20 protein-coding genes are annotated in these 20221 nt (G+C 65.0%); 9 read left to right on the top strand and 11 right to left on the bottom strand.

Features of this window, described 5'->3' with window-relative positions; genetic code table 11:
* Nucleotides 1–54 precede the first annotated feature (54 nt).
* From CK218_RS08590 to CK218_RS08575, 4 genes are all read left to right on the top strand, one after another.
* Nucleotides 55–753 carry an ABC transporter ATP-binding protein gene (locus CK218_RS08590; RefSeq protein WP_095827426.1) on the top strand — a complete coding sequence of 233 codons (699 nt, stop codon included), beginning with the start codon at nucleotides 55–57 and terminating at the stop codon, nucleotides 751–753.
* Nucleotides 753–3293 carry an ABC transporter permease gene (locus CK218_RS08585; RefSeq protein ID WP_095827425.1) on the top strand — a complete coding sequence of 847 codons (2541 nt, stop codon included), beginning with the start codon at nucleotides 753–755 and terminating at the stop codon, nucleotides 3291–3293. The genes CK218_RS08590 and CK218_RS08585 overlap by 1 nt, the downstream gene beginning before the upstream one ends.
* Before the next feature lie 244 nt (nucleotides 3294–3537).
* On the top strand, nucleotides 3538–4278 hold the full coding sequence (locus CK218_RS08580) for a Bax inhibitor-1/YccA family protein (protein ID WP_067323688.1): 741 nt from the start codon (nucleotides 3538–3540) through the stop codon (nucleotides 4276–4278).
* Nucleotides 4279–4391: 113 nt separating this feature from the next.
* Nucleotides 4392–4967, top strand: coding sequence for a GNAT family N-acetyltransferase (locus CK218_RS08575; protein WP_095827424.1), 576 nt, complete (start codon nucleotides 4392–4394; stop codon nucleotides 4965–4967).
* Here the strand turns inward: CK218_RS08575 and CK218_RS08570 are convergent.
* The 4 genes from CK218_RS08570 to acnA all read right to left on the bottom strand — a co-directional run bounded on the left by CK218_RS08570 (nucleotide 4964) and on the right by acnA (nucleotide 10265).
* Nucleotides 4964–5350 (bottom strand): DUF2794 domain-containing protein, encoded by a 387-nt coding sequence (locus CK218_RS08570; protein ID WP_095779977.1) that lies wholly within the window; start codon nucleotides 5348–5350, stop codon nucleotides 4964–4966. The two genes, CK218_RS08575 and CK218_RS08570, sit on opposite strands and share 4 nt — an antisense overlap.
* Before the next feature lie 427 nt (nucleotides 5351–5777).
* The gene (locus CK218_RS08565; protein ID WP_095827423.1) at nucleotides 5778–6371 is read right to left on the bottom strand and encodes a GNAT family protein; all 594 of its coding nucleotides are present in this window, start codon (nucleotides 6369–6371) and stop codon (nucleotides 5778–5780) included.
* A gap of 64 nt (nucleotides 6372–6435) precedes the next feature.
* Nucleotides 6436–7224: a thioredoxin family protein gene (locus CK218_RS08560; protein WP_066991763.1), complete on the bottom strand. Its 789-nt coding sequence runs from the start codon at nucleotides 7222–7224 to the stop codon at nucleotides 6436–6438.
* A 350-nt stretch (nucleotides 7225–7574) separates the two neighbouring features.
* Nucleotides 7575–10265: an aconitate hydratase AcnA gene (gene acnA / locus CK218_RS08555; RefSeq protein WP_095782728.1), complete on the bottom strand. Its 2691-nt coding sequence runs from the start codon at nucleotides 10263–10265 to the stop codon at nucleotides 7575–7577.
* A gap of 283 nt (nucleotides 10266–10548) precedes the next feature.
* On the opposite strand from acnA, the gene ccmA reads away from it, so the two are divergent.
* From ccmA to CK218_RS08535, 4 genes are all read left to right on the top strand, one after another.
* On the top strand, nucleotides 10549–11151 hold the full coding sequence (gene ccmA / locus CK218_RS08550) for a heme ABC exporter ATP-binding protein CcmA (protein WP_066991924.1): 603 nt from the start codon (nucleotides 10549–10551) through the stop codon (nucleotides 11149–11151).
* A 40-nt stretch (nucleotides 11152–11191) separates the two neighbouring features.
* On the top strand, nucleotides 11192–11857 hold the full coding sequence (gene ccmB, locus CK218_RS08545) for a heme exporter protein CcmB (RefSeq protein ID WP_095827422.1): 666 nt from the start codon (nucleotides 11192–11194) through the stop codon (nucleotides 11855–11857).
* 128 nt (nucleotides 11858–11985) lie between these two features.
* Nucleotides 11986–12159 carry a heme exporter protein CcmD gene (ccmD, locus tag CK218_RS08540; protein ID WP_095782730.1) on the top strand — a complete coding sequence of 58 codons (174 nt, stop codon included), beginning with the start codon at nucleotides 11986–11988 and terminating at the stop codon, nucleotides 12157–12159.
* Nucleotides 12156–12737 carry a DsbE family thiol:disulfide interchange protein gene (locus CK218_RS08535; RefSeq protein WP_095782731.1) on the top strand — a complete coding sequence of 194 codons (582 nt, stop codon included), beginning with the start codon at nucleotides 12156–12158 and terminating at the stop codon, nucleotides 12735–12737. Before ccmD ends, CK218_RS08535 begins: the two co-directional genes overlap by 4 nt.
* Before the next feature lie 81 nt (nucleotides 12738–12818).
* Here the strand turns inward: CK218_RS08535 and CK218_RS08530 are convergent, their stop codons facing one another.
* Entirely contained in the window at nucleotides 12819–12986 is a 168-nt protein-coding gene (locus tag CK218_RS08530; RefSeq protein WP_082953829.1) for a hypothetical protein, read from the bottom strand.
* 229 nt (nucleotides 12987–13215) lie between these two features.
* Here CK218_RS08530 and CK218_RS08525 point away from each other — a divergent pair, with 229 nt between their 5' ends.
* Entirely contained in the window at nucleotides 13216–14133 is a 918-nt protein-coding gene (locus CK218_RS08525; RefSeq protein ID WP_095827421.1) for an SMP-30/gluconolactonase/LRE family protein, read from the top strand.
* Between the two features lie 12 nt (nucleotides 14134–14145).
* On the opposite strand, the gene CK218_RS08520 is transcribed toward CK218_RS08525, so the two are convergent.
* The 6 genes from CK218_RS08520 to dapF are packed head-to-tail and all read right to left on the bottom strand — an operon-like array spanning nucleotide 14146 to nucleotide 20209.
* Complete coding sequence (locus tag CK218_RS08520; protein WP_095827420.1) at nucleotides 14146–14679, bottom strand: NADPH-dependent FMN reductase; 534 nt, start codon at nucleotides 14677–14679, stop codon at nucleotides 14146–14148.
* A gap of 40 nt (nucleotides 14680–14719) precedes the next feature.
* On the bottom strand, nucleotides 14720–15340 hold the full coding sequence (locus tag CK218_RS08515) for a pyridoxamine 5'-phosphate oxidase family protein (protein WP_066991742.1): 621 nt from the start codon (nucleotides 15338–15340) through the stop codon (nucleotides 14720–14722).
* A 24-nt stretch (nucleotides 15341–15364) separates the two neighbouring features.
* Complete coding sequence (locus tag CK218_RS08510; protein WP_095779961.1) at nucleotides 15365–16030, bottom strand: septation protein A; 666 nt, start codon at nucleotides 16028–16030, stop codon at nucleotides 15365–15367.
* Between the two features lie 42 nt (nucleotides 16031–16072).
* Nucleotides 16073–17983: a signal recognition particle-docking protein FtsY gene (gene ftsY, locus CK218_RS08505; RefSeq protein ID WP_095827419.1), complete on the bottom strand. Its 1911-nt coding sequence runs from the start codon at nucleotides 17981–17983 to the stop codon at nucleotides 16073–16075.
* A 13-nt stretch (nucleotides 17984–17996) separates the two neighbouring features.
* On the bottom strand, nucleotides 17997–19325 hold the full coding sequence (mtaB, locus tag CK218_RS08500; RefSeq protein ID WP_095827418.1) for a tRNA (N(6)-L-threonylcarbamoyladenosine(37)-C(2))-methylthiotransferase MtaB: 1329 nt from the start codon (nucleotides 19323–19325) through the stop codon (nucleotides 17997–17999).
* Nucleotides 19325–20209 (bottom strand): diaminopimelate epimerase, encoded by an 885-nt coding sequence (gene dapF, locus CK218_RS08495; RefSeq protein WP_095827417.1) that lies wholly within the window; start codon nucleotides 20207–20209, stop codon nucleotides 19325–19327. The genes mtaB and dapF overlap by 1 nt, the downstream gene beginning before the upstream one ends.
* Nucleotides 20210–20221 lie beyond the last annotated feature (12 nt).

Genomic DNA, 20221 nt, shown 5'->3' with positions numbered 1-20221 from the left:
ATGCAAAGGAGACATTTTTTGCCTCCTTCTTCCACCATATAGGGCGCATTCATTGTGACAGAAGCCGTCATCGCATTGAGGGATGTCTCGCTGACGCTCGGCGAGGGCGCTTCCTCCGTCCATGTGCTGAAGGGTGTCAGCCTCGATGTGGCCGCCGGCGAAGCCACCGGGATCGTCGGCCCGTCGGGATCCGGCAAGTCCACCTTGCTGATGGTTCTGGCCGGGCTGGAAAGGGTCGATTCGGGCACGGTTCGGATCGCCGGAGAATTGCTCAACGGCAAAAGCGAGGACCAGATTGCCTCATTTCGGGGGCGAAACATCGGCATTGTCTTCCAATCCTTCCACCTCATCCCCAACATGACGGCGCTCGAGAATGTCGCGGTGCCGCTGGAGCTCGCCGGGCACAACGACCCGTTCGGGGTGGCCGCGCAGGAGCTCGCGGCGGTCGGCTTGAGCGACCGCGTGACGCACTATCCGGGAGAGCTTTCGGGCGGCGAGCAGCAGCGCGTGGCGATCGCCAGGGCCCTGGCGCCTTCGCCGCGCATCCTCATTGCCGACGAGCCGACCGGCAACCTCGACCAGGCGACGGGAAAGCAGATCGCCGACCTCCTCTTCGCCAAGGCGACGGAGCGCGGCATGACGCTGGTGCTGGTCACGCACGATCCGGCGCTTGCGGCCCGCTGCTCGCGCCAGGTGTCGATGCGCTCGGGACGCATCGAGGACGCGCCAAGACAGGCTAAGGTGCCGGCCTGATGCGGACTTTGAGACTGGCCCTCCGCTTCTCGCTGCGAGAGATGCGCGGCGGGCTGTCCGGCTTCATGATCTTCCTCGCCTGCATCGCGCTTGGCGTCGCGGCGATCGGCGGCGTCAATTCGGTGGCGCAGGCGATTACCGCCGGCGTCGCCAACCAGGGCCAGACGCTGCTCGGCGGCGACCTGCGCTTCCAGATCAACCAGCGCAGCGCTTCGGACGCCGAGCTCGGCTTCATCAAGAGCCTCGGCACGGTCTCGCTGAATTCCGGCATGCGCTCGATGGCGCGGCTCGAGGACGGCTCCGACCAGGCGCTGGTCGAAGCCAAGGCGGTCGACGACGCCTATCCGCTTTACGGCACGCTGGAGACCGATCCGCAGCTGCCCAGGAATGAGTTGTTCGGCGAGAGATCCGGCATCTTCGGCGCCGCCGCGCCCGATCTCTTGTTCGATCGCCTCAATCTGCATATCGGCGACCGCTTGAAGCTTGGCGGCACAACGTTCGAGCTGAGGGCCCGATTGGTCAGCGAACCCGACGCGATTTCCGACGGTTTCGGCTTCGCGCCGCGGCTGATGATTTCGCACGACGGGCTGGTCGCGTCAGGGCTGGTTCAGCCCGGCAGCCTGGTCGAGAACGCCTATAAGGTTCGACTGCCCGATGGCGCGAGCGAGGCGCGCATCAAAGGCATTCAGGCCGAAGCGGCGAAGGATTTTCCGCAGGCCGGCTGGTCGATCCGCACGCGCAGCAACGCAGCGCCGGCGCTTTCCGCCAACATCCAGCGCTTCTCGCAGTTCCTGACGCTGGTCGGGCTGACGGCGCTTGTGGTCGGCGGCGTCGGCGTGGCGAATGCGGTCCGCGCCTATCTCGACGGCAAGCGCGGCGTCATCGCCACCTTCAAGAGCCTCGGCGCCTCCGGGGGCTTCGTCTTCACCATCTATCTCGTGCAGATCCTTTTGATTGCCGGCCTCGGCATCGTGCTTGGCCTGATCCTGGGTGCGGCAATGCCGTTCGTGGCGAGCGCGCTCCTGCAGTCGGTCATTCCGGTGCCGGCGCAAGGCGGCTTTTATCCCGGCGCGCTTGCGATCGCGGCCCTGTTCGGCCTTTTGGTGACGCTGGCCTTCGCGCTGCTGCCGCTCGGCCGCGCCCGCGACGTGCCGGCAACGGCGCTGTTTCGCGAAATGGGGTTCGAAAGCCGCGGCCTGCCGCGCCTGCCCTATGTCGGCGCCGCGCTGACGATCGTGCTCGCGCTGGCGGCGCTCGCCATCCTTTTCGCCGACGCTCGGCGCATCGCCTCGATCTTCGTCGGCGCCACCGCCTTTGCCTTCCTGGTGCTGCGGCTGGTGGCTGCGCTGGTCCAATGGCTGGCCCGGCGAAGCCCGCGGCTGCGCTCGGTCTCTCTCAGGCTGGCGCTCGGCAATATTCACCGGCCCGGCGCGCTGACGCCATCGGTGGTGCTGTCGCTCGGGCTCGGCCTGACGCTGCTGGTGACGCTGGCGCTGATCGACGGGAATCTCAGACGCCAGATCTCCGGCAGTCTGCCGGAGCGGGCGCCCAACTTCTTCTTCGTCGACATCCAGAGCAGCGATGTCGATGCCTTTGCCGGCCTGGTCGAAAAGGAAGCGCCGCAAGGGATGCTGGTCAAGGTGCCGATGCTGCGCGGCCGCATCATGGCGCTCAACGGCATCGACGTCGACAAGGTGAAGGTCCCCGCCGACGGCGCCTGGGTGCTGCGCGGCGACCGCGGGCTGACCTATGACGCAAAGCAGCCGGAAAACGCTACGCTGACCGAAGGCAAATGGTGGCCGCAGGACTATTCCGGCGAGCCGCTGGTGTCGTTCTCGGCCGAGGAAGGCAAAGCGATCGGGCTGAAGCTCGGCGACACGGTCACGGTCAACGTGCTCGGCCGCAACGTGACGGCAAGAATAGCCAGCTTCCGCCAGGTCGAGTGGGAAACCATGGGTATCAATTTCGTCATGATCTTCTCGCCCAATACGTTCGCCGGCGCGCCGCATGGCTGGCTGGCGACGCTGACCGACAGAAAGGCCACCACGGCCGACGACGCGCGGCTGCTCAACGCTGTCACCCGCGCCTTTCCGGCAGTGACGACGGTGAGGGTCAAGGACGCGCTCGACATCGTCAACCGGCTGGTCGCGCAGCTGGGCACTGCGATCCGCGCCGCAGCCGGCGTGGCGCTGATCGCCTCCGTGCTGGTGCTCTCCGGGGCTTTGGCCGCCGGCAACCGGGCGCGCATCCACGACGCGGTGGTGCTGAAGACGCTCGGCGCGACAAGGAGGACGCTGATTGCGGCCTTCTCGCTGGAATATGTGCTGATCGGTCTTGCGACAGCGCTGTTCGCGCTTGCCGCGGGCGGCGTCGCGGCATGGTTCGTGGTGGCCCGCATCATGACGCTGCCGTCGCACTTCATGCCGGAAGTTGCGGTGGCGACGATCCTCGTCTCGCTCGCCGTCACCGTCGGCATCGGCCTTGCCGGCACCTGGCGGGTGCTTGGCCACAAGGCGGCGCCGGTGCTGCGCGAGCTTTGATCCGGCGGCGCCCTTCGATCGCCTGTCTGCGTTAAATCTTGGTAAGAATGCCGGCGGGAAAAGGCTGAAAATCGGGCTTTTGCCTTCTCACGAAGCGTTACCGCTCGTTACCGTCTTGTTCTTGAGGTCGAGAACGCTCATATTTCGCGCTAGGCATGCTGGAGTCCCGCCAGCGGCGCCTGGTCCAAGGAGGTCGCTCCAAGGACCTGTCACCGGACGGGGCAGAAGCAATAGAGGATTTCCAATGGCTGATCCCATTCGCAACTACCAGACGTCCGCCGCCTCCGGCGCGCGCGTCGATATCGATCAGGGCCTGCGGGCCTATATGATCAAAGTCTATAACCTGATGGGGCTTGGCCTGCTCATCACAGGCATTGCCGCCTGGGGCGCATTCCAGCTTGCCGTCACCGGCGACGGCCAGCTCACCGCCTTCGGCCAGCTCATCTATGCTAGCGCGTTCCGCTGGGTCGTTATCCTGGCGCCTCTCGCTGCCGTGATGTTCCTGTCCTTCAGGATCCAATCGATGAGCGTGGCTGCGGCGCAGACCACGTTCTGGGTTTATGCCGGCCTTGTCGGCCTGTCGCTGTCGACGATCTTCCTCGTCTACACCGGCACCAGCATTACCCAGACCTTCTTCGCCACGGCCGCGGCCTTCGGGGGCCTGTCGCTCTACGGCTACACGACCAGGCGCGACCTGAGCGCGTTCGGCTCGTTCCTGATCATGGGCGTGATCGGGCTGCTGATCGCGATGGTCATCAACATCTTCCTGGCGTCGTCGGCGCTGGCCTTCGCCATTTCGGCGATCGGCGTGCTGGTGTTCGCGGGCCTCACCGCCTACGACACGCAGCGCATCAAGGAGATGTATTTCGAGGGTGACGTCGCGGATGTCGCCGGCCGCAAGGCGATCATGGGCGCGCTGCAGCTCTATCTCGACTTCATCAACCTGTTCATGTTCCTGCTGCAGTTCATGGGCGACCGCCGCTAAACGGTAGCCGTCCGGCTGGACCATAGACTTCGGAAAGGGCGGCCCAACGGCCGCCCTTTCCTTTTGTGCGCTCCTCTGCTGATATTGAGGCAACAGGAAGAACTGCACAAATTATGAGCAATCTGGCGATCAGAGCCGCTACTGCGGCCGACCTCGACCAAATAACCGAAATCTATGCGGACGCGGTCACGCGCGGCACCGCAAGCTACGAACTGGAGCCGCCCAGCCGCGCCGAAATGGGCGATCGATTCGACAGTTTGGCACGAGGCGGCTTTCCCTATCTTGTGGCTGAAAGGGAGGGCGTCGTGCTCGGCTACGCCTATGCCGGACCGTTCCGGCCCCGGCCCGCCTATCGCTTCACCGTCGAGGACTCGGTCTATGTGGCGCCCGAGGCCAAGGGCCAGGGCATCGGCCGCCTGCTGATGCTGGCGCTCATCGAGGCGGCACGCCTGGCCGGCTTTCGCCAGATCGTCGCGGTGATCGGCGACGGCCATGCCGACAGCGCCTCGGTGCGCCTGCACGAGAAGCTCGGCTTTCGTCACTCCGGGCGCCTGGAAGGCTCCGGCTACAAGCATGGGCGCTGGCTGGACACCGTGTTCATGCAGCTGCCGCTCAACGGCGGCGCGGAAGTGCCGCCGGATCCGGAGTCACTGCCGGAGCGGAGATTTCGCGGCAAATTGGATAGTTAAGCTTCGACCAGCTTCAGCTTGGGATCGAAGACGCCGAGCACGCGGCCGAGTTCCTGACCGCGCTTGAGGATCCGTCCGCCGGCGGCGATGACGGCGAAGGCGCCCTGTCGGCGCGCCAATTTCGGGTCCTTGACGATCTGGAACAGCGGCACTTCGCTGGCGCGGCGGAAGACCGAAAAGACAGCGCGATCGGAAAGATGGTCGATCGCATAGTCGCGCCATTCATTGGCCGCCACCATGCGTCCGTAAAGCCTTAGGATCTGGTCGAGCTCGCGCCGGTCGAAGCGCACCGGCTGGTCGAGGCGTGCGCTGCGCGCCTCATGCAGCGGGATCAGTATTCCGGATGCTTCCCCATCCTCCGTCCCGCTGCTGTGATCGGTCATGCCGCGATCCTTCGATTGAATCTTGCGCCGGCCAAGGTTCGCGCTTTCGCGGCCGAATTGCAAGGGCCGGCGAAGCAGGCTTGCGGTCCGCCGTTTCCGAAAGGTCCAGTCACGTTTGCAAAACGCGTGTTGGAATTGGTGATGCTCTGCCACATTGTCGCCACAAATTATCCGCGCTCATGCCCCAATGTCCGACGAGTTTACCCGCGTTGCCTGAGACGGTTCGGTCCGGCACCGGCTCGTAAACCCCAAGCCCCCCGCCCACGGGTCAGCGTCGGATCGAACCAACCTCGGTTTTTCCTTGGAAAAATCAGGTGCGACGATCCCAAAACCTGAATAACCGGCGTCAGAAGCAAGCTGACGCCGGTTTTTTCATGCCTGTCCGCTCTGGCCCGCCGGCCCCTGTCTCGCGGCCAGGCGGGCGTCATCACAATGCACGATCAGGAATGAGAGCTGGAACCGCTGCGCTGGATGAGCGACCAGTCCTAAGGAGCGCATACAGGATCTCACCGCGCCAGATGCCGCCGACACGCAGATGATCGCGCAGTAGGCCTTCGCGCCCGAATCCGAGTTTCTCGACCAATTTGCGCGACGGGGTGTTGTTGGGATCGATGAACGCCTGCAGACGGTGCAGGCCGAGATCGTCGAAACAGAAGTCGAGCATCGCCGAGACAGCCTCGGTGGCCATGCCCCGGCTCTGATATGCGGGGTTGATGAAATAGCCGATGGCCGCACGCTTGTTGCGGATGTGGCCATCGTGATAGCTGACGAGGCCGAGGCAGCGGTCAGTCTCAATGTCGGCGACCGCCCAGTGCCGATGGTAGGACGGGGTGCAGGCGACATATCTGAGCACGGTGCGCTCGGTCTCGGTCCGCTTGGTGTGGACTGGTGCGTTCCAAAACCGCATCGCCTCCGGGTCGGCAAAGCATTCGTGCATCGCATCCGTGTCCTCAGCCCTGAACTGACGCAGGCGCAGCCGCGTCGTCAGGAGAATCGGGTGCGGCTCGGGTCGCTTTGCCATGGATGCTCTGCTTCGTGGGCCCCGGCCGGCTTTCGTCGGCGATCAGGTTTTGTCAGCGGAGCCGTCAGAGCCGGTCAGGCTTGCGGATGAGCGCGGCGCCGAGAATCGGTCCCGGGACGCCGTCCTTGCCGACGGACTGCAGCAGCACGGCACAGCCGCCCTTCTTCGCAATCTCCGTCATCGGCAGCTCGTAGCGCTGCGCCTTGCCGTTCCACATGCCGGCGATCTGGATGTCGGAAACGGCGTTCCAATAGGTCATGTTGCGGCCGCTGTTTTCGCCCTGGCCGATCTTCACCATCTGCGGCGGATCGAAATAGACGATCACCACATGGGCATCGGTCGGCCCATTGCCGGCATCGCCGGCGTCAATCATGACCCGATCGCTGGTGCGGCTCACCTTGATGCCGACCCGCATGCCCTCGCCGGTCCTGTCCATGCGGGCCAGCGCGCCGTCTATCTCCTTGCGGTTGGCGCCGTTGACATGGCTGCGGCCGTTGATGACGGCTTGCGGGGTATAGACCGAACGGCTGCCGAAGGCGCGCATATAGTCATACTGCCGCTCGGTGTTCTCTTTGTTGCTCAGCGTGTCCTGCCAGCCCAGATAGTCCCAGTAATTGACGTGATATGCGAGCGCGACGACATTTTCCTTCGCCGCCAGCTCGGCGAAGAATTCATCGGCCGGCGGACAGGAGCTGCAGCCCTGGCTGGTGAACAACTCGACGACGCCCAAAGGCTTTTCAGTCTGCGGCTTGCCGGTCGCGACTTTCTCAAGCTCGGCTGCTGAGGCCACGCGGCTCAACGCCGTGAGGACCAGCGCAACTGCCGTAAGCCGCAATGGTCCTCGCAATGCCATGACCGTTCCGATTCCCGCCGGTCACGCCGGCCTTGTTCTGGTTGCTAAAATATGTGGCAGAACGGACAGTCAACGGGAAGTCACGTTGCGGTGAAATTTTGTCGCCGACCGCAGGTAAGGCGGCGACAGGAGGGGCCACTGCATTCTTCGACCCGGTTCGATTTCGGGACCGCATCGCCGCGAAGGGGTAAGTTTGCTGCTCCGGAGGATTTCTATTGCGCGCCAATCGGACTTGGACTTTGAGCCGGGCCGGAGAATGCTTGGCCTGCCGCAGTTTAACTAGGACGTCAGCAGGCACCAGGCAGTGGGAAAATCTCCCCCTGCCTATGCCTACCGCCTATTCCCTGTCGCTACGCAGCCAAATCGCGCAGCACGTATTGCAGGATGCCGCCGTTCTTGAAGTAGTCGAGTTCGTCCAGCGTATCGATGCGACAGATGATCGGCACGTTCTTCAGCGTACCGTCGCCATAGGTGACCTTGGCCGTCATCTTCTGGCGCGGCTTGATGGCATCCAGGCCGTCGATCTCGACCAGCTCGTCGCCTTTGAGGTTGAGGGAAGCCCATGAGGTGCCGTCCTCGAAGACGAAGGGGATGACCCCCATGCCGACCAGGTTCGAGCGGTGGATGCGCTCGAAGGACTGGGCGATGACGGCGCGGACACCAAGGAGGTTGGTTCCCTTGGCTGCCCAGTCGCGCGAGGAGCCGTTGCCATATTCGACGCCGGCGAAGATGACCAGCGGCACGCCTTCCTTCTTGTATTCCATGGCGGCATCGTAGATCGACATCTCCTCCTTCGAGGGATAGTGGATCGTGTAGCCGCCTTCGCGGCCGTTCTCGCCCAGCATGTGGTTGCGGATGCGGATGTTGGCGAAGGTGCCGCGCATCATCACCTCATGATTGCCGCGCCGCGTGCCGTACTGGTTGAAGTCGGCGACGCCGACGCCGTGCTCGGTGAGGTACTTGCCTGCCGGCGAAGCCGCCTTGATCGAGCCGGCCGGCGAGATGTGATCGGTGGTGATCTTGTCGCCGAAGAGACCAAGCACGCGCGCGCCCTTGATGTCGCCCACTTTGCCGAAGGCGCGGCCCATGCCGGCGAAATAAGGCGGGTTCTGCACATAGGTCGAATGATCGTCCCAGGCATAGGTCTGGCCTTCCGGCGCCTTCACCTTCTGCCAATATTCGTCGCCCTTGAAGACGTCGGCATATTTGCGGGCGAAAAGCTCGCGCGTGACGTTCTTCTCGATGAACTCCTGGATCTCGGCCGAGGTCGGCCAGATGTCCTTGAGATAGACCGGCTTGCCGTCGCTGCCCTCGCCGAGCGGCTCGGTAGTGAGGTCCTTGGTGACGGTGCCGGCCAGCGCATGCGCCACCACCAGCGGCGGCGAGGCGAGATAGTTCGCCTGGACGTCCGGAGAAACGCGACCTTCGAAGTTGCGGTTGCCGGACAACACCGCGGCAGCGATCAAGCCTTTGTCGTTGATGGTCTTGGAGATCGGCGCCGGCAGCGGGCCGGAATTGCCGATGCAGGTGGTGCAGCCGAAGCCGACCAGGTTGAAGCCGATCTGGTCGAGTTCCTTCTGCAGGCCGGATTTCTCGAGATATTCGGCGACCACCTGGCTTCCGGGCGCCAGCGAGGTCTTCACCCACGGCTTCTGCTTCAGGCCGCGCCGGTTGGCGTTGCGGGCCAACAGGCCGGCGCCGATCAAGACGCTCGGGTTGGAGGTGTTGGTGCACGAAGTGATGGCGGCGATCACGACGTCGCCATGGCCGAGATCGTGAGCGGTGCCTTCGACGGCGTAACGCTTCGAGATCTCGACGGCCTTTTTGTACTCGGTCTCCATCGCCTTGGCGAAGCCGGCGGGAATATCCTGCAGCGCGACGCGGCCTTCCGGGCGCTTCGGGCCGGCCATCGACGGCACGACGTCGCCGAGATCGAGCTCGAGCAGATCGGTGAAGACCGGATCGGCCGAGCCGGCGTCGCGCCACATGCCCTGCGCCTTGGAATAGGCCTCGACCAGCGCGATGCGGCTTTCCTCGCGGCCGGACATCGTCAGATAGCGGATGGTCTCGCTATCGACCGGGAAGAAGCCGCAGGTGGCGCCATATTCCGGCGCCATGTTGCCGATGGTGGCGCGGTCGGCCAGCGTCATGTTGGAGAGGCCTGGGCCGAAGAACTCAACGAACTTGCCGACGACGCCCTTCTTGCGCAGCATCTGGGTGACGGTGAGCACCAGGTCGGTGGCGGTGACGCCTTCCTTGAGCTTGCCGGTGAGGCGGAAGCCGATCACTTCCGGCAGAAGCATGGAGACCGGCTGGCCAAGCATCGCGGCCTCGGCCTCGATGCCGCCGACGCCCCAGCCGAGCACGCCCAGGCCGTTGATCATGGTGGTGTGCGAATCGGTGCCGACGCAGGTGTCGGGATAGGCTGTGGTCTCGCCCTCTTCCGCGTTGGTCCACACGACCTGTCCCAGATATTCGAGATTGACCTGGTGGCAGATGCCGGTGCCCGGCGGCACGACGCGGAAGTTGCGGAAGGCCTGCTGGCCCCACTTCAGGAACTTGTAGCGCTCCTCGTTGCGCTCATATTCGAGCTCGACATTGCGGGCGAAGGCCATCGGCGTGCCGAATTCGTCGACGATGACGGAGTGGTCGATGACGAGATCCACCGGCACCAGCGGGTTGATCTTCTCCGGATCGCCGCCGAGCGCCCTGATGCCGTCGCGCATGGCCGCGAGATCGACAACGGCCGGAACGCCGGTGAAATCCTGCATCAGCACGCGCGCCGGGCGGTAGGCGATCTCGACGCCGGCAGTGCCCTTGTCGGTGAGCCATGCCGCGACCGCCTGGATGCTTTCCTTGGTGACCGAGCGGCCGTCTTCGTTGCGCAGCAGGTTCTCCAGCAGCACCTTCATCGAATAGGGCAGCTGGGCAATGCCGCCAAGGCCGTTTTTCTCCGCCTCTGCGAGGTCGAAATAGACATAGTCCGCGCCACCCACGGTCAGGGTGCGGCGGCAGTTGAAACTATCGAGGGATTTCGTCACGGCGATCCGTCCTTGTCTGTTCAGCCTGAAAGGGAACGGACGCCGTTGGCATGCAATCACGCGCAAAGGTGCGGGTACGGCCATTTCCGCTGTCCGCTCCCGAGCAACCCGAGCCGTTGAAGGCGGCGCGTGCGCTGGTTCGGCGCTAGTTCTGTTCCCGCGCCGACCGCTGGCACGGATGAACCGCATATAGAGAATTTTCTAGAATAGTTCTAGACAGTCGAAAAGCAAATTTGTGCGATGCGGCGGCGGCCGCGAAACGGTGCTTTCGGGACGGGCAAGGATGCGGCTGATCGCCGAAAATCTGGGCGGCGAGCGCGGCGACGAGACGGTTTTTTCCGGCATCGAATTCGCCCTCGACAGGGGCGAGGCACTCGTCGTCACCGGGCCGAACGGCGCCGGCAAATCGACCCTTTTGCGGGTCATCGCCGGCTTGCTGCCGCCGGCCGAAGGCAAGGTGAAGGTCGAGGGCGGCGGCGACGAGTTTCCATCGGTCGCTTCGGCCTCGCACTATCTCGGCCATCTCAATGCGATGAAGACCGCCCTCAGCGTCGAAGAAAACCTGGGCTTCTGGCGCGCCTTCCAGGGCGAGGCTGGTTTGAGCGTGGGGCAGTCGCTGGAGACGGTCGGACTGGATGGGCTCGGGCACCTGCCGTTCGGCTACCTTTCGACCGGGCAAAGGCGGCGCGCGTCGATCGCGAAGCTCCTGGTCAGCCGCCGGCCGGTCTGGCTGCTCGACGAACCGACCGCAGGGCTGGACAAGGCTTCGGAGGAGCGGTTTGCCGGGTTGATGAGAGGGCATTGCCGAGAGGGAGGCATCATCGTGGCGGCCACGCATTTGCCGCTCGGGCTCGAGGGAGCAAAGACGTTGAGGATGGGTGACTGATGTCGGCGCGAGGCACCCCTGGGCGAAGGCATACCAAGTCATGCTAGCCCTCTTCCTCCGCGATGTCCGCCTCTCCATCCGCGCCGGCGGCGGCGCGCTGATCGGCGTCATCTTCTTCCTGGCGGTGATTGCCACAATCCCGTTCGGCGTCGGGCCCGACCTCAACCTGTTGTCGCGCATCGGTCCGGCGATCCTGTGGATCGCTGCCCTGCTCGCCTGCCTGCTTGGGCTCGACCGCCTCTTCCAGGCCGATCGGGAGGACGGCTCGCTCGATCTTCTGGTGCTCAACGGCGACCGTCACATGCTGGCGTTGACGGTGCTGACCAAGTGTCTGGCGCATTGGGCGGGCAGCGTGCTGCCGCTGGTGATGGCGGCACCTTTGCTCGGCCTGTTCATGAACATGGAGCCGCTCGGTATCGGCGCGACGGCATTTACGCTTCTTGTCGGCACGCCGGCCATAACCTTCATCGGCGCCGCCGGAGCGGCTGTGGCTGTGGCGCTGCCGCGCGGCGGGCTCTTGATCTCCGTGCTGGTGCTGCCGCTCACCATTCCGGTGCTGATCTTCGGCGTCTCGGCGAGCTATGGCGCGGTGGCCGATCCCGCGCCGTTCCTGCAGCCCTTCCTCATTCTTGCCGCGCTGACGCTGTTTCTTGCCGTGGTCGGACCGCTGGCCGCGGCGCTGGCGTTGCGGCACGGGACGGATTGAGGCGCTGGGGCGTTTCTCAACTGCGGCGCCGCGCCTGATTGCGCGGCATGTGACGCAGAGTTAAGGGAAGGCATGGTCGAACGGATTGGCATGGCAGGCGCGGAAGGTGCGCAGATGGAGCGGCTGATATGAGCGCGCATGCTCTCTATGTCGCCGCCGCCTATGCCATCAGCGCGATCGTGCTCGTCGGGCTGATCGGCTGGATCCTGCTCGACCAGCGGGCGCGCAAGCGTGAGCTCGCGGCGCTCGACGCGGCCGGCGTGCGGCGGCGCTCCGACAAGGCCGGGACGGCGAAGCCGTGAGCGCGGAAACCGGAGCCCCGGCATCGCCCCGTCGCCGCCTGTTCGTGCTGCTTCCGCTGCTGGTATTCCTGGGTTTGGCGGGGTTGTTCCTGTCGCAGCTTTTGTCCGGCCGCGACGAGTCTGAAATTCCCTCGGCTCTGATCGGCCTGCCGGCGCCGCAGACGAACCTGCCGCCGCTCGAAGGCTCGAACCTGCCAGGGCTGGACTCGAAATCCTTCGCCGGCAAGGTGACGCTGGTCAACGTCTTCGCATCATGGTGCGCGCCGTGCCGGGAAGAGCATCCGGTGCTTTTGGCGCTGTCGCAGGACAAGCGGTTCACGCTTGCCGCGCTGAACTACAAGGACGAGCCGGCAAACGCCCGTCGCTTCCTTGGCGATCTCGGCAATCCCTACCAGGCGATCGGCGTCGATCCGGCCGGGCGCGCGGCGATCGACTGGGGCGTCTACGGCGTGCCTGAGACCTTCGTCATCGGCAAGGACGGCAAGATTGCCTACAAGCATGTCGGGCCGCTGACGCCGGAATCGGCGAAGGATTTGCTGTTGCCGCAGATCGAGAAGGCCCTGGCGGTTTCGGGTTAGGCGCCCCTTTGCGTCGTCATTCCAGTGCGAGGCAAGGAGCGAAGCGACGCGGCGCAAAGGCCGGCTCGACCGGCCTCGGACTCAACCGTAAATCTGCTTGTGGATCTGGTAGAGCATCTCGGAGCGGTCGGCACGCAGATCGGCGAGATCGCGGCTCGACAGGTTCTCGATTTCTGCGACGAGACGATTGTAGTGGCGGCGCTTGGCGAGGTTGGTGCGAGCGCGGGTGACGAGGTTGTCGAAGATCATGACGAGGTTCCTTCTGAGTTATTCCTCCCTGATCGATTGCGAGAATGACATAGGAATGGTGCATTGCAAAAGAAAGATGTTGCAATGCACCATTGCAAGCAGCGCATAGCCGGTTAATGGCGTCTTAGCCCCTCCACGCGTCAACATGCCGTGAGAGGCATCGGCGATCTTGCCTTCTCCGCTGTGTGCTGGCTTGATCGCGCGTCTTTTGATTGCCGGGAGGGAAAGCATGACGGCCGCTGACTATGAACTTCTCGATCCGCGTTTCTCGCGGCTGTTCAACGCCAATGAGCGGGTAGAGAAGCTGTTCACCGGGTGCCGCTGGGCGGAAGGCCCTGCCTGGTTCGCCGCCGGCCGCTACCTCGTCTGGTCCGACATCCCCAACAACCGCATGCTGCGCTACGATGAAACCGATGGCAGCGTCAGCGTCTTCCGCCAGCCGTCCGGCAATTCCAACGGCAACACCGTCGACCGGCAGGGCCGGCTGATCACCTGCGAGCATTCGGGCCGCCGCGTCAGCCGCACCGAGCATGACGGTTCGGTCACCACAATCGCCGACAAATGGCACGGCAAGCGGCTCAACTCGCCCAACGACGTCGTCGTCCGTTCCGACGGCTCGATCTGGTTCACCGATCCGGCCTACGGCATCGACAGCGATTATGAAGGCGACCACGCCGAGAGCGAGATCGGCGCCTGCAATGTCTACCGCGTCGACCCCGGCACGGGCGAGATCGACGCCGTCATCACCGACATGGTCAGGCCCAATGGGCTCGCCTTCTCGCTCGATGAAAGCCTGCTCTATGTCGCCGACACGGGCCGCACCCATGGCGCCAAGAACCCCGCGCATATCCGCGTCTTCAATGTCGGCAAGGCCGGCAAGAAGGTCTCGGGCGGCAAGGTCTTCGCCGACTGCACGGCCGGCCTGTTCGACGGCTTCCGGCTGGACGAAAGCGGGCGCATCTGGACGAGCGCCGCCGACGGCATCCATTGCTACGATCCGGACGGCACGCTGATCGGCAAGATCAAAGTGCCGGAAGTCGTCGCCAATTGCGTCTTCGGCGGCGCCAAGCGCAACCGCCTCTACATCTGCGGCACCAGCTCGCTCTATGTGGTCTGGCTGATGGTGAATGGGGCGAAGACCTATTGACCGGCAACGGCGTCAGCGGCCGCGGATAAAGCCGGCGAAAGCCCGAACCGCGTCGCGCATCGCCTGCCGACTGGTCGGCTCAGCCAGGATTTCTTCCACCTCCGGCGGCTTCTTGCCGAGCAGCGCGATCTCCAGCGCGGTCTCTTCGTGAAGCGCGAAGGACATCGTGCGCATGATCTCGGCAAGGGCGGCGCGGGCAAAGAGCGAGCGCGGCGAGGCGTGCACCAGCAACGCCGGCTTGCCGACGGCGGCGTCGCGCGACACCAGCCAGTCGAGCGCGTTCTTCATGCCGCCCGGCACGCCATGGGCGTATTCGGGACAGGAGACGATGACGCCATCGGCGCGGGTGACGGCCTCGATCAGGTATCTTGCCTCACACGGCGTGCGCTCGCCCTCTTCATCCGGGTTGAAGATCGGCAAGCGGCCGAGCCCGTCATAGACGGTGACGCGGCAATCCGCGGGCACGTTGGCGGCAAGCGCCGCGACAAGGGCCGAATTGGTCGAGGCGGCGCGCAGGCTGCCGGATATGGCGAGGAGGTTCAGCAAGGGTGTGACGGGGCGGTTCGGACGAATCGTGCCCGGGAGCCTACCACATGGTCTGCCGGTAATCGTCGTCCAGTTCGCGGTCGATCTCGCCGGCGCTCTCTGTAAGCGCCAGCTGGTCGCGGATGATCTGGCCGAGCGTCGGCAGGCTCGCGCGGTCATACCAGGTCTCCGGCTCCCACAGCTCGGAGCGCATAAAGGCCTTGGCGCAGTGCATGTAAGCCGCCTTGACCGTCACCACGATGACGCTCAGCGGCTCCTTGCCGTCGACGGCCAGGCGGGCGCGCAGTCCGGCGTCGATGGTTATGTGGGCTTCGCCGTTGACGCGCAGCGTCTCGTTCATGCCGGGAATGAGGAAGAGCAGCCCTACCGACGGGTAACGAACGATGTTTTCCAGCGTGTCCAGCCGGTTGTTGCCTGGACGGTCAGGGATGGCGATGGTGGAACTGTCGAGGATGGCGGTGAAGCCGGGCTTGTCGCCCTTCGGGGTCACGTCGGCATTGCCGGCGCCGTCGGAGGAGCCGATCAGCACGAATGGGCTCTTGCCGATGAAGGAACGGCAGTGGCCATCGAGCGCCTTGAGTTCCTTGCGGATCGACCCGTCGGTCGGCCGCGGCGTCTTGTAGATCGTCCTCAGCTCATCGCGCGTGGTGAGGAATTCCATGCCGCCCCCTCCCCGGAACCTGCTCTATTTACTCGCCTGCTCTTCCTTGGCTTTTTCCTCCAGCGAGTGGCGCATGATCAGCGGCATCTGGCTGAAGGTGAAGAGAAGCGTGATCGGCATGATGCCCCAGACCTTGAAGGTAACCCAGGCATCGGTTGAAAAATTCCGCCACACGACTTCATTGACGAGGGCCAGGAAGAGGAAGAACAGGCCCCAGCGGAAGGTGAGCTTGCGCCAGCCTTCGGCATCGAGGCTGAAAGCCGAGTCGAAGACATAGCCAAGCAGCGACTTGCCGAAGAAAAGGCCGCCGAGCAGCACGCCGCCGAACAGCGTGTTGACGATGGTCGGCTTCATCTTGATGAAGACGTCGTCCTGCAGATAGAGCGTCAGCGCGCCGAAGATAAGGACGACGACGCCCGACACCAGCGGCATGATCGGCAAGGTGCGGGTGAGCAGCCACGAGGCGATCAGCGCCAACGCGGTGGCGGCCATGAACAGGCCGGTGGCGACGAAGATCGGGCCGCCGAGCTCGGCCAAGGCCGGAAATTTCTGCGCCAGCCATTCGCCGCGCGCATTGGCGAAGAAGAAGACCAGCAGCGGCCCGAGCTCGAGCACCAGCTTGAGCGGCGGGTTGATGCCCTCCTTCTTCTGTTTCTGCGGGTCGGACGGGTCGCGTTCGAGGATGTTCATGAAAGTCCTTGTTGTCCCGAAAGTCGGCGCTTTTGGGATCGTTCAAGCAACGCCGGCGATCGCTCTGGCGAATTCGCTGGCCGAGAAGGGTTCGAGGTCGTCGACCTGCTCGCCGACGCCGATAAAATAGACCGGCAATCTATGCTTGGCGGCGATCGCCACCAGAATACCGCCGCGCGCCGTGCCGTCCAGCTTGGTCATCACCAGGCCGTTGACGCCGGCGACGTTGCGGAAGATCTCGACTTGGCTGAGCGCATTCTGACCGGTGGTGGCGTCGACGGTCTGCAGCACGGTGTGCGGCGCCTCCGGATCGAGCTTGCCCAGCACGCGCACGATCTTTTCCAGCTCCGCCATCAGCTCGGTCTTGTTCTGCAGGCGGCCGGCCGTATCGATGATCAGCACGTCGGAGCCTGCCTCCTTCGCCTTCTCGAAGGCATCGTAGGCGAGGCCGGCGGCGTCGGCGCCAAGCTTGGTGGCGATGACCGGCGACTTCGTGCGTTCGCCCCAGATCTTCAGCTGCTCGATGGCGGCCGCGCGGAACGTGTCGCCGGCCGCCAGCATGACCGAAAGCCCGCCTTCGGTCAGCTTGGCCGCCAGCTTGCCGATGGTCGTGGTCTTGCCGGTGCCGTTGACGCCCACGACCAGGATGACATGCGGCTTGTGGCTGAGATCGAGCTCGAGCGGCTTGGCGACCGGGGTCAGGACTTTTTCGACTTCCGCCGCCATCACGGCGCGGACCTCCGAGTCGGAAACGTCCTTGCCGTATCGGCTTGAGGCGAGAGAATCGGTGACGCGCAGCGCCGTCTCGACGCCAAGATCGGCGCGGATCAGCACATCCTCCAGATCCTGCAGCGTGTCTTCGTCCAGCTTGCGCTTGGTGAAGACGCCGGCGATGTTGCCGGTGAGCTCGCGCGAGGAACGGGCAAGCCCGTCGCGCATGCGCTGGAACCAGGAGCGTCGCGGGGCCGGCTCCGGTGCCTTCTGCGGCTCGGCCTTCTGCTCGACCTTTTTGGCGACCGTCACCTTCCCGGCAGCGGGGGTCGGCGGCGGCGCGGGGACGGCTTCCGGCTCGGGCGCGATCTCGGCAAGGATCCGCCCCGGCTCGACCGGCGCAGCCTGGCGAATGGGAGGCAGGGCTTCCGCTGGCGGAGCCGGCTCCGGTGGCGGCAAATCCTCCGCAGGCTGACGCTGCGCCTCACCCTCATCCTCTCCCCGTGAAGAACGGGGAGAAGGGGGCGTCGGCGTTTGCGCTTCTTCCTTCTCCCCGTCACTATACGGGGAGAAGGTGCCGGCAGGCGGATGAGGCGCGGCGCCGACCTCTAAAGATGGCTCGATAGAAGGTGCCTCGCCCGGTGGAACTTCGATCGGCGCTGGCGCCTCGGCCGGGACTTCGCTGGGCGTCGTCGGCACTTCGACGGGCCCCGGCACCGGCTGCGGCTCCGGACGCGAAGGCTCGATCTCCGGCTCGGCCGGCGCGGGTGCAGGCACCTCCTGCGGTGCCGGCGCGGGCACCGACTCAGGTGCAGGTCCGGGCGGAGCGGGCACTTCCTCGGGTGCAGGCGGCTGCGGCTGCTCCGGGGCGGGCCGCGGCTCTTCTTCCGGCTGGGGCTGCGGCAGCGGCTCCGGCTCGGATGGAACAACCGGCTCCGGTGCCGGCGGGATGACGGGTTCCGGCGCCGGCGGAATGTCCGGTGCGGGTTCGGGCTTCGGCTCCTCGGGAACCGGTTGTGGCGCAGGTCCTGCCTCCCCCTCGATGGGGGAGGTCCCGAGCGCAGCTCGAGGGTGATTGGCGCCGGCGTCGGCGCTGCGGGACACAGGCTCCTGCTCGGCTTCCGGTTTCAGCGCCTCGAGCGCGTCCCATTTGATCGGCGGCAGGGGCGCGGTCTCGTCGACGCGCTCCTCGACGACTTCCTTCTTGCCGAACGAAAATATCTTCTTGAAGAAACCAGCCATACGTCTTGCAGTCTCAGGCGGCTTGCGCGGCGAGCGGCGCCGCGATCAGCCGGGCGCCGTCATGGCCGGTGACAACCGCCTCGACGATCTCACCCGGCTGCCCAACGCCAATCGCGGCAAGCGTAAAACCTTCGGTGCGGCCGAGCCCGTCGCGCTCGATCAGGATCGACTGCCGCGTGCCTGCAAGGGCGGCCAGATGGCGGCGATAGGCGGCCTCGCCGACGGCGCGCAGCCGTGCGGCGCGCTCTTTCACCACCTCGCGGCGCAGCTGCGGCATGCGCGCGGCGGGCGTGCCCTCGCGCGGGCTGAACGGGAAGACGTGAAGATGCGTCAGGCCGCATTCCTCGACGATGTTCTCCGAGTTTTTGAACATCGCCTCGGTCTCGGTCGGGAAGCCGGCGATGATGTCGGCTCCGAAGACGATGCCGGGACGCAGCTTCCGCACGTCCTCGCAGAAGCGGATCGACTGATCGCGCAAATGCCGCCGCTTCATGCGCTTCAGGATCATGTCGTCGCCCGATTGCAGCGACAAATGCAAATGCGGCATCAGCCGCGGCTCGGTGGCAATCGCGTCGAGCAGCTCGTCGTCGGCTTCTATGGAATCGATCGACGACAGCCTCAGGCGCTTCACCTCGGGCACCTGGCGCAGGATCGTCTTCACCAGCTTCCCAAGCTTCGGGCTGCCCGGCAGGTCGGCGCCGAAGCTGGTCATGTCGACGCCAGTGAGCACGATCTCGGCATAGCCGTTGCCTGCGAGACGCTTGACCTGCTCGACCACGGCGCCCATCGGCACCGAGCGCGAATTGCCGCGGCCGTAAGGAATGATGCAGAAGGTGCAGCGATGATCGCAGCCATTCTGCACCTGCACGAAGGCGCGCGCCCGGCCCTCGATGGCGTCGACCATGTGGCTCGCCGTCTCGCGCACCGAGAAGATATCGTTGACGCGCGCCTTCTCGGTATCGTTGACGCCGAAGTCCGGCAGCGCGCGGTAGGAGTTCGCCTTGAGCTTCTCCTCATTGCCGAGCACGAGGTCTACCTCGTCCATGGCGACGAAGTTCTGCGGCTCGGTCTGCGCGGCGCAGCCGGTGACGATGATGCGCGCTTCAGGGTTCTCGCGACGGGCCTTGCGGATCGCCTGCTTGGCCTGGCGCACGGCTTCGGCGGTGACGGCGCAGGTGTTGAAGATGACGGCGCCGCCTTCCAGCGCGCCGAGGCCGGCGCTCTCGGCCTCGCGGCGCATCACCTCCGATTCATAGGTGTTGAGGCGGCAGCCGAACGTGACGACGTCGATACCGTTGCCGATAGGCCCTTCGGGCGCCGGGCCCTTTTGAAGAGCGGACATCAGGCGGCGCTTTCGGTGTCACGGGCCCAGGCGCCGGTCGAAGGGTCGAAGCTGCCGGAAAACTCCCATTCGGCGGCGCCGGTCAAAATGACGTGATCGTCGTCGCGCCACTCGACATTGAGCTCGCCGCCGCCGGGCGTGATCAGCGACACGCTGCGGCCGGTGCGCTTGGTGCGAGCGGCTGCCACCACGGCGGCGCAGGCCGCGGAGCCGCAGGCCTTGGTGAGACCCGCGCCGCGCTCCCAGGTGCGGATGATCATCGTCTCGGGCGAGGTGACCTGGGCGATGGTGATGTTGGCGCGCTCGGGAAAGATCGGATGATTCTCGAGCAGCGGACCGAATCGGTCGAGCTCGTAGGACCAGACGTCGCGGTCGACCCAGAAGATCGCGTGCGGATTGCCCATCGAGACGACCGAAGGCGAATGCAGCACCGGCGCATCGATCGGGCCGATCTGCAGTTCAACCATGCGGGTGTCGCGGAACTCCTCGGCAAGCGGGATCTCCTGCCAGCCGAAACGCGGCTTGCCCATATCGACCGAGATCGAGCCGTCGGCATGTTCCTGAGCATTGAGAATGCCGGCGCGGGTTTCGAAGGTGAAGGTCTTTTGGCCGGTCTCGGCCGCAAGCGCCTGCACGACGCAGCGCATGCCATTGCCGCAGGCCTGCGCACCGGTGCCGTCCGAATTCAAGATATCGACGTAATAAGCAGTGCCGGTCGTGCGCGGATCATGGATCGCCATGATCTGATCGAACTTGGTCGCCGCGTCGGCATTGAGGGCAATCGCCGCGGCTGCCGTCACCTTGTCGGCACGGCCGCGCATATCGGCGACGATGATCTCGTTGCCGATGCCGTTCATCTTGGCGAATGGGGCAGTGCCTGCCATCTAACCGGTCGT

The organism is Mesorhizobium sp. WSM3879 (assembly GCF_002294915.1).
GTDB lineage: Bacteria > Pseudomonadota > Alphaproteobacteria > Rhizobiales > Rhizobiaceae > Mesorhizobium.
This window is presented reverse-complemented; position numbering and strand designations above follow the sequence as displayed.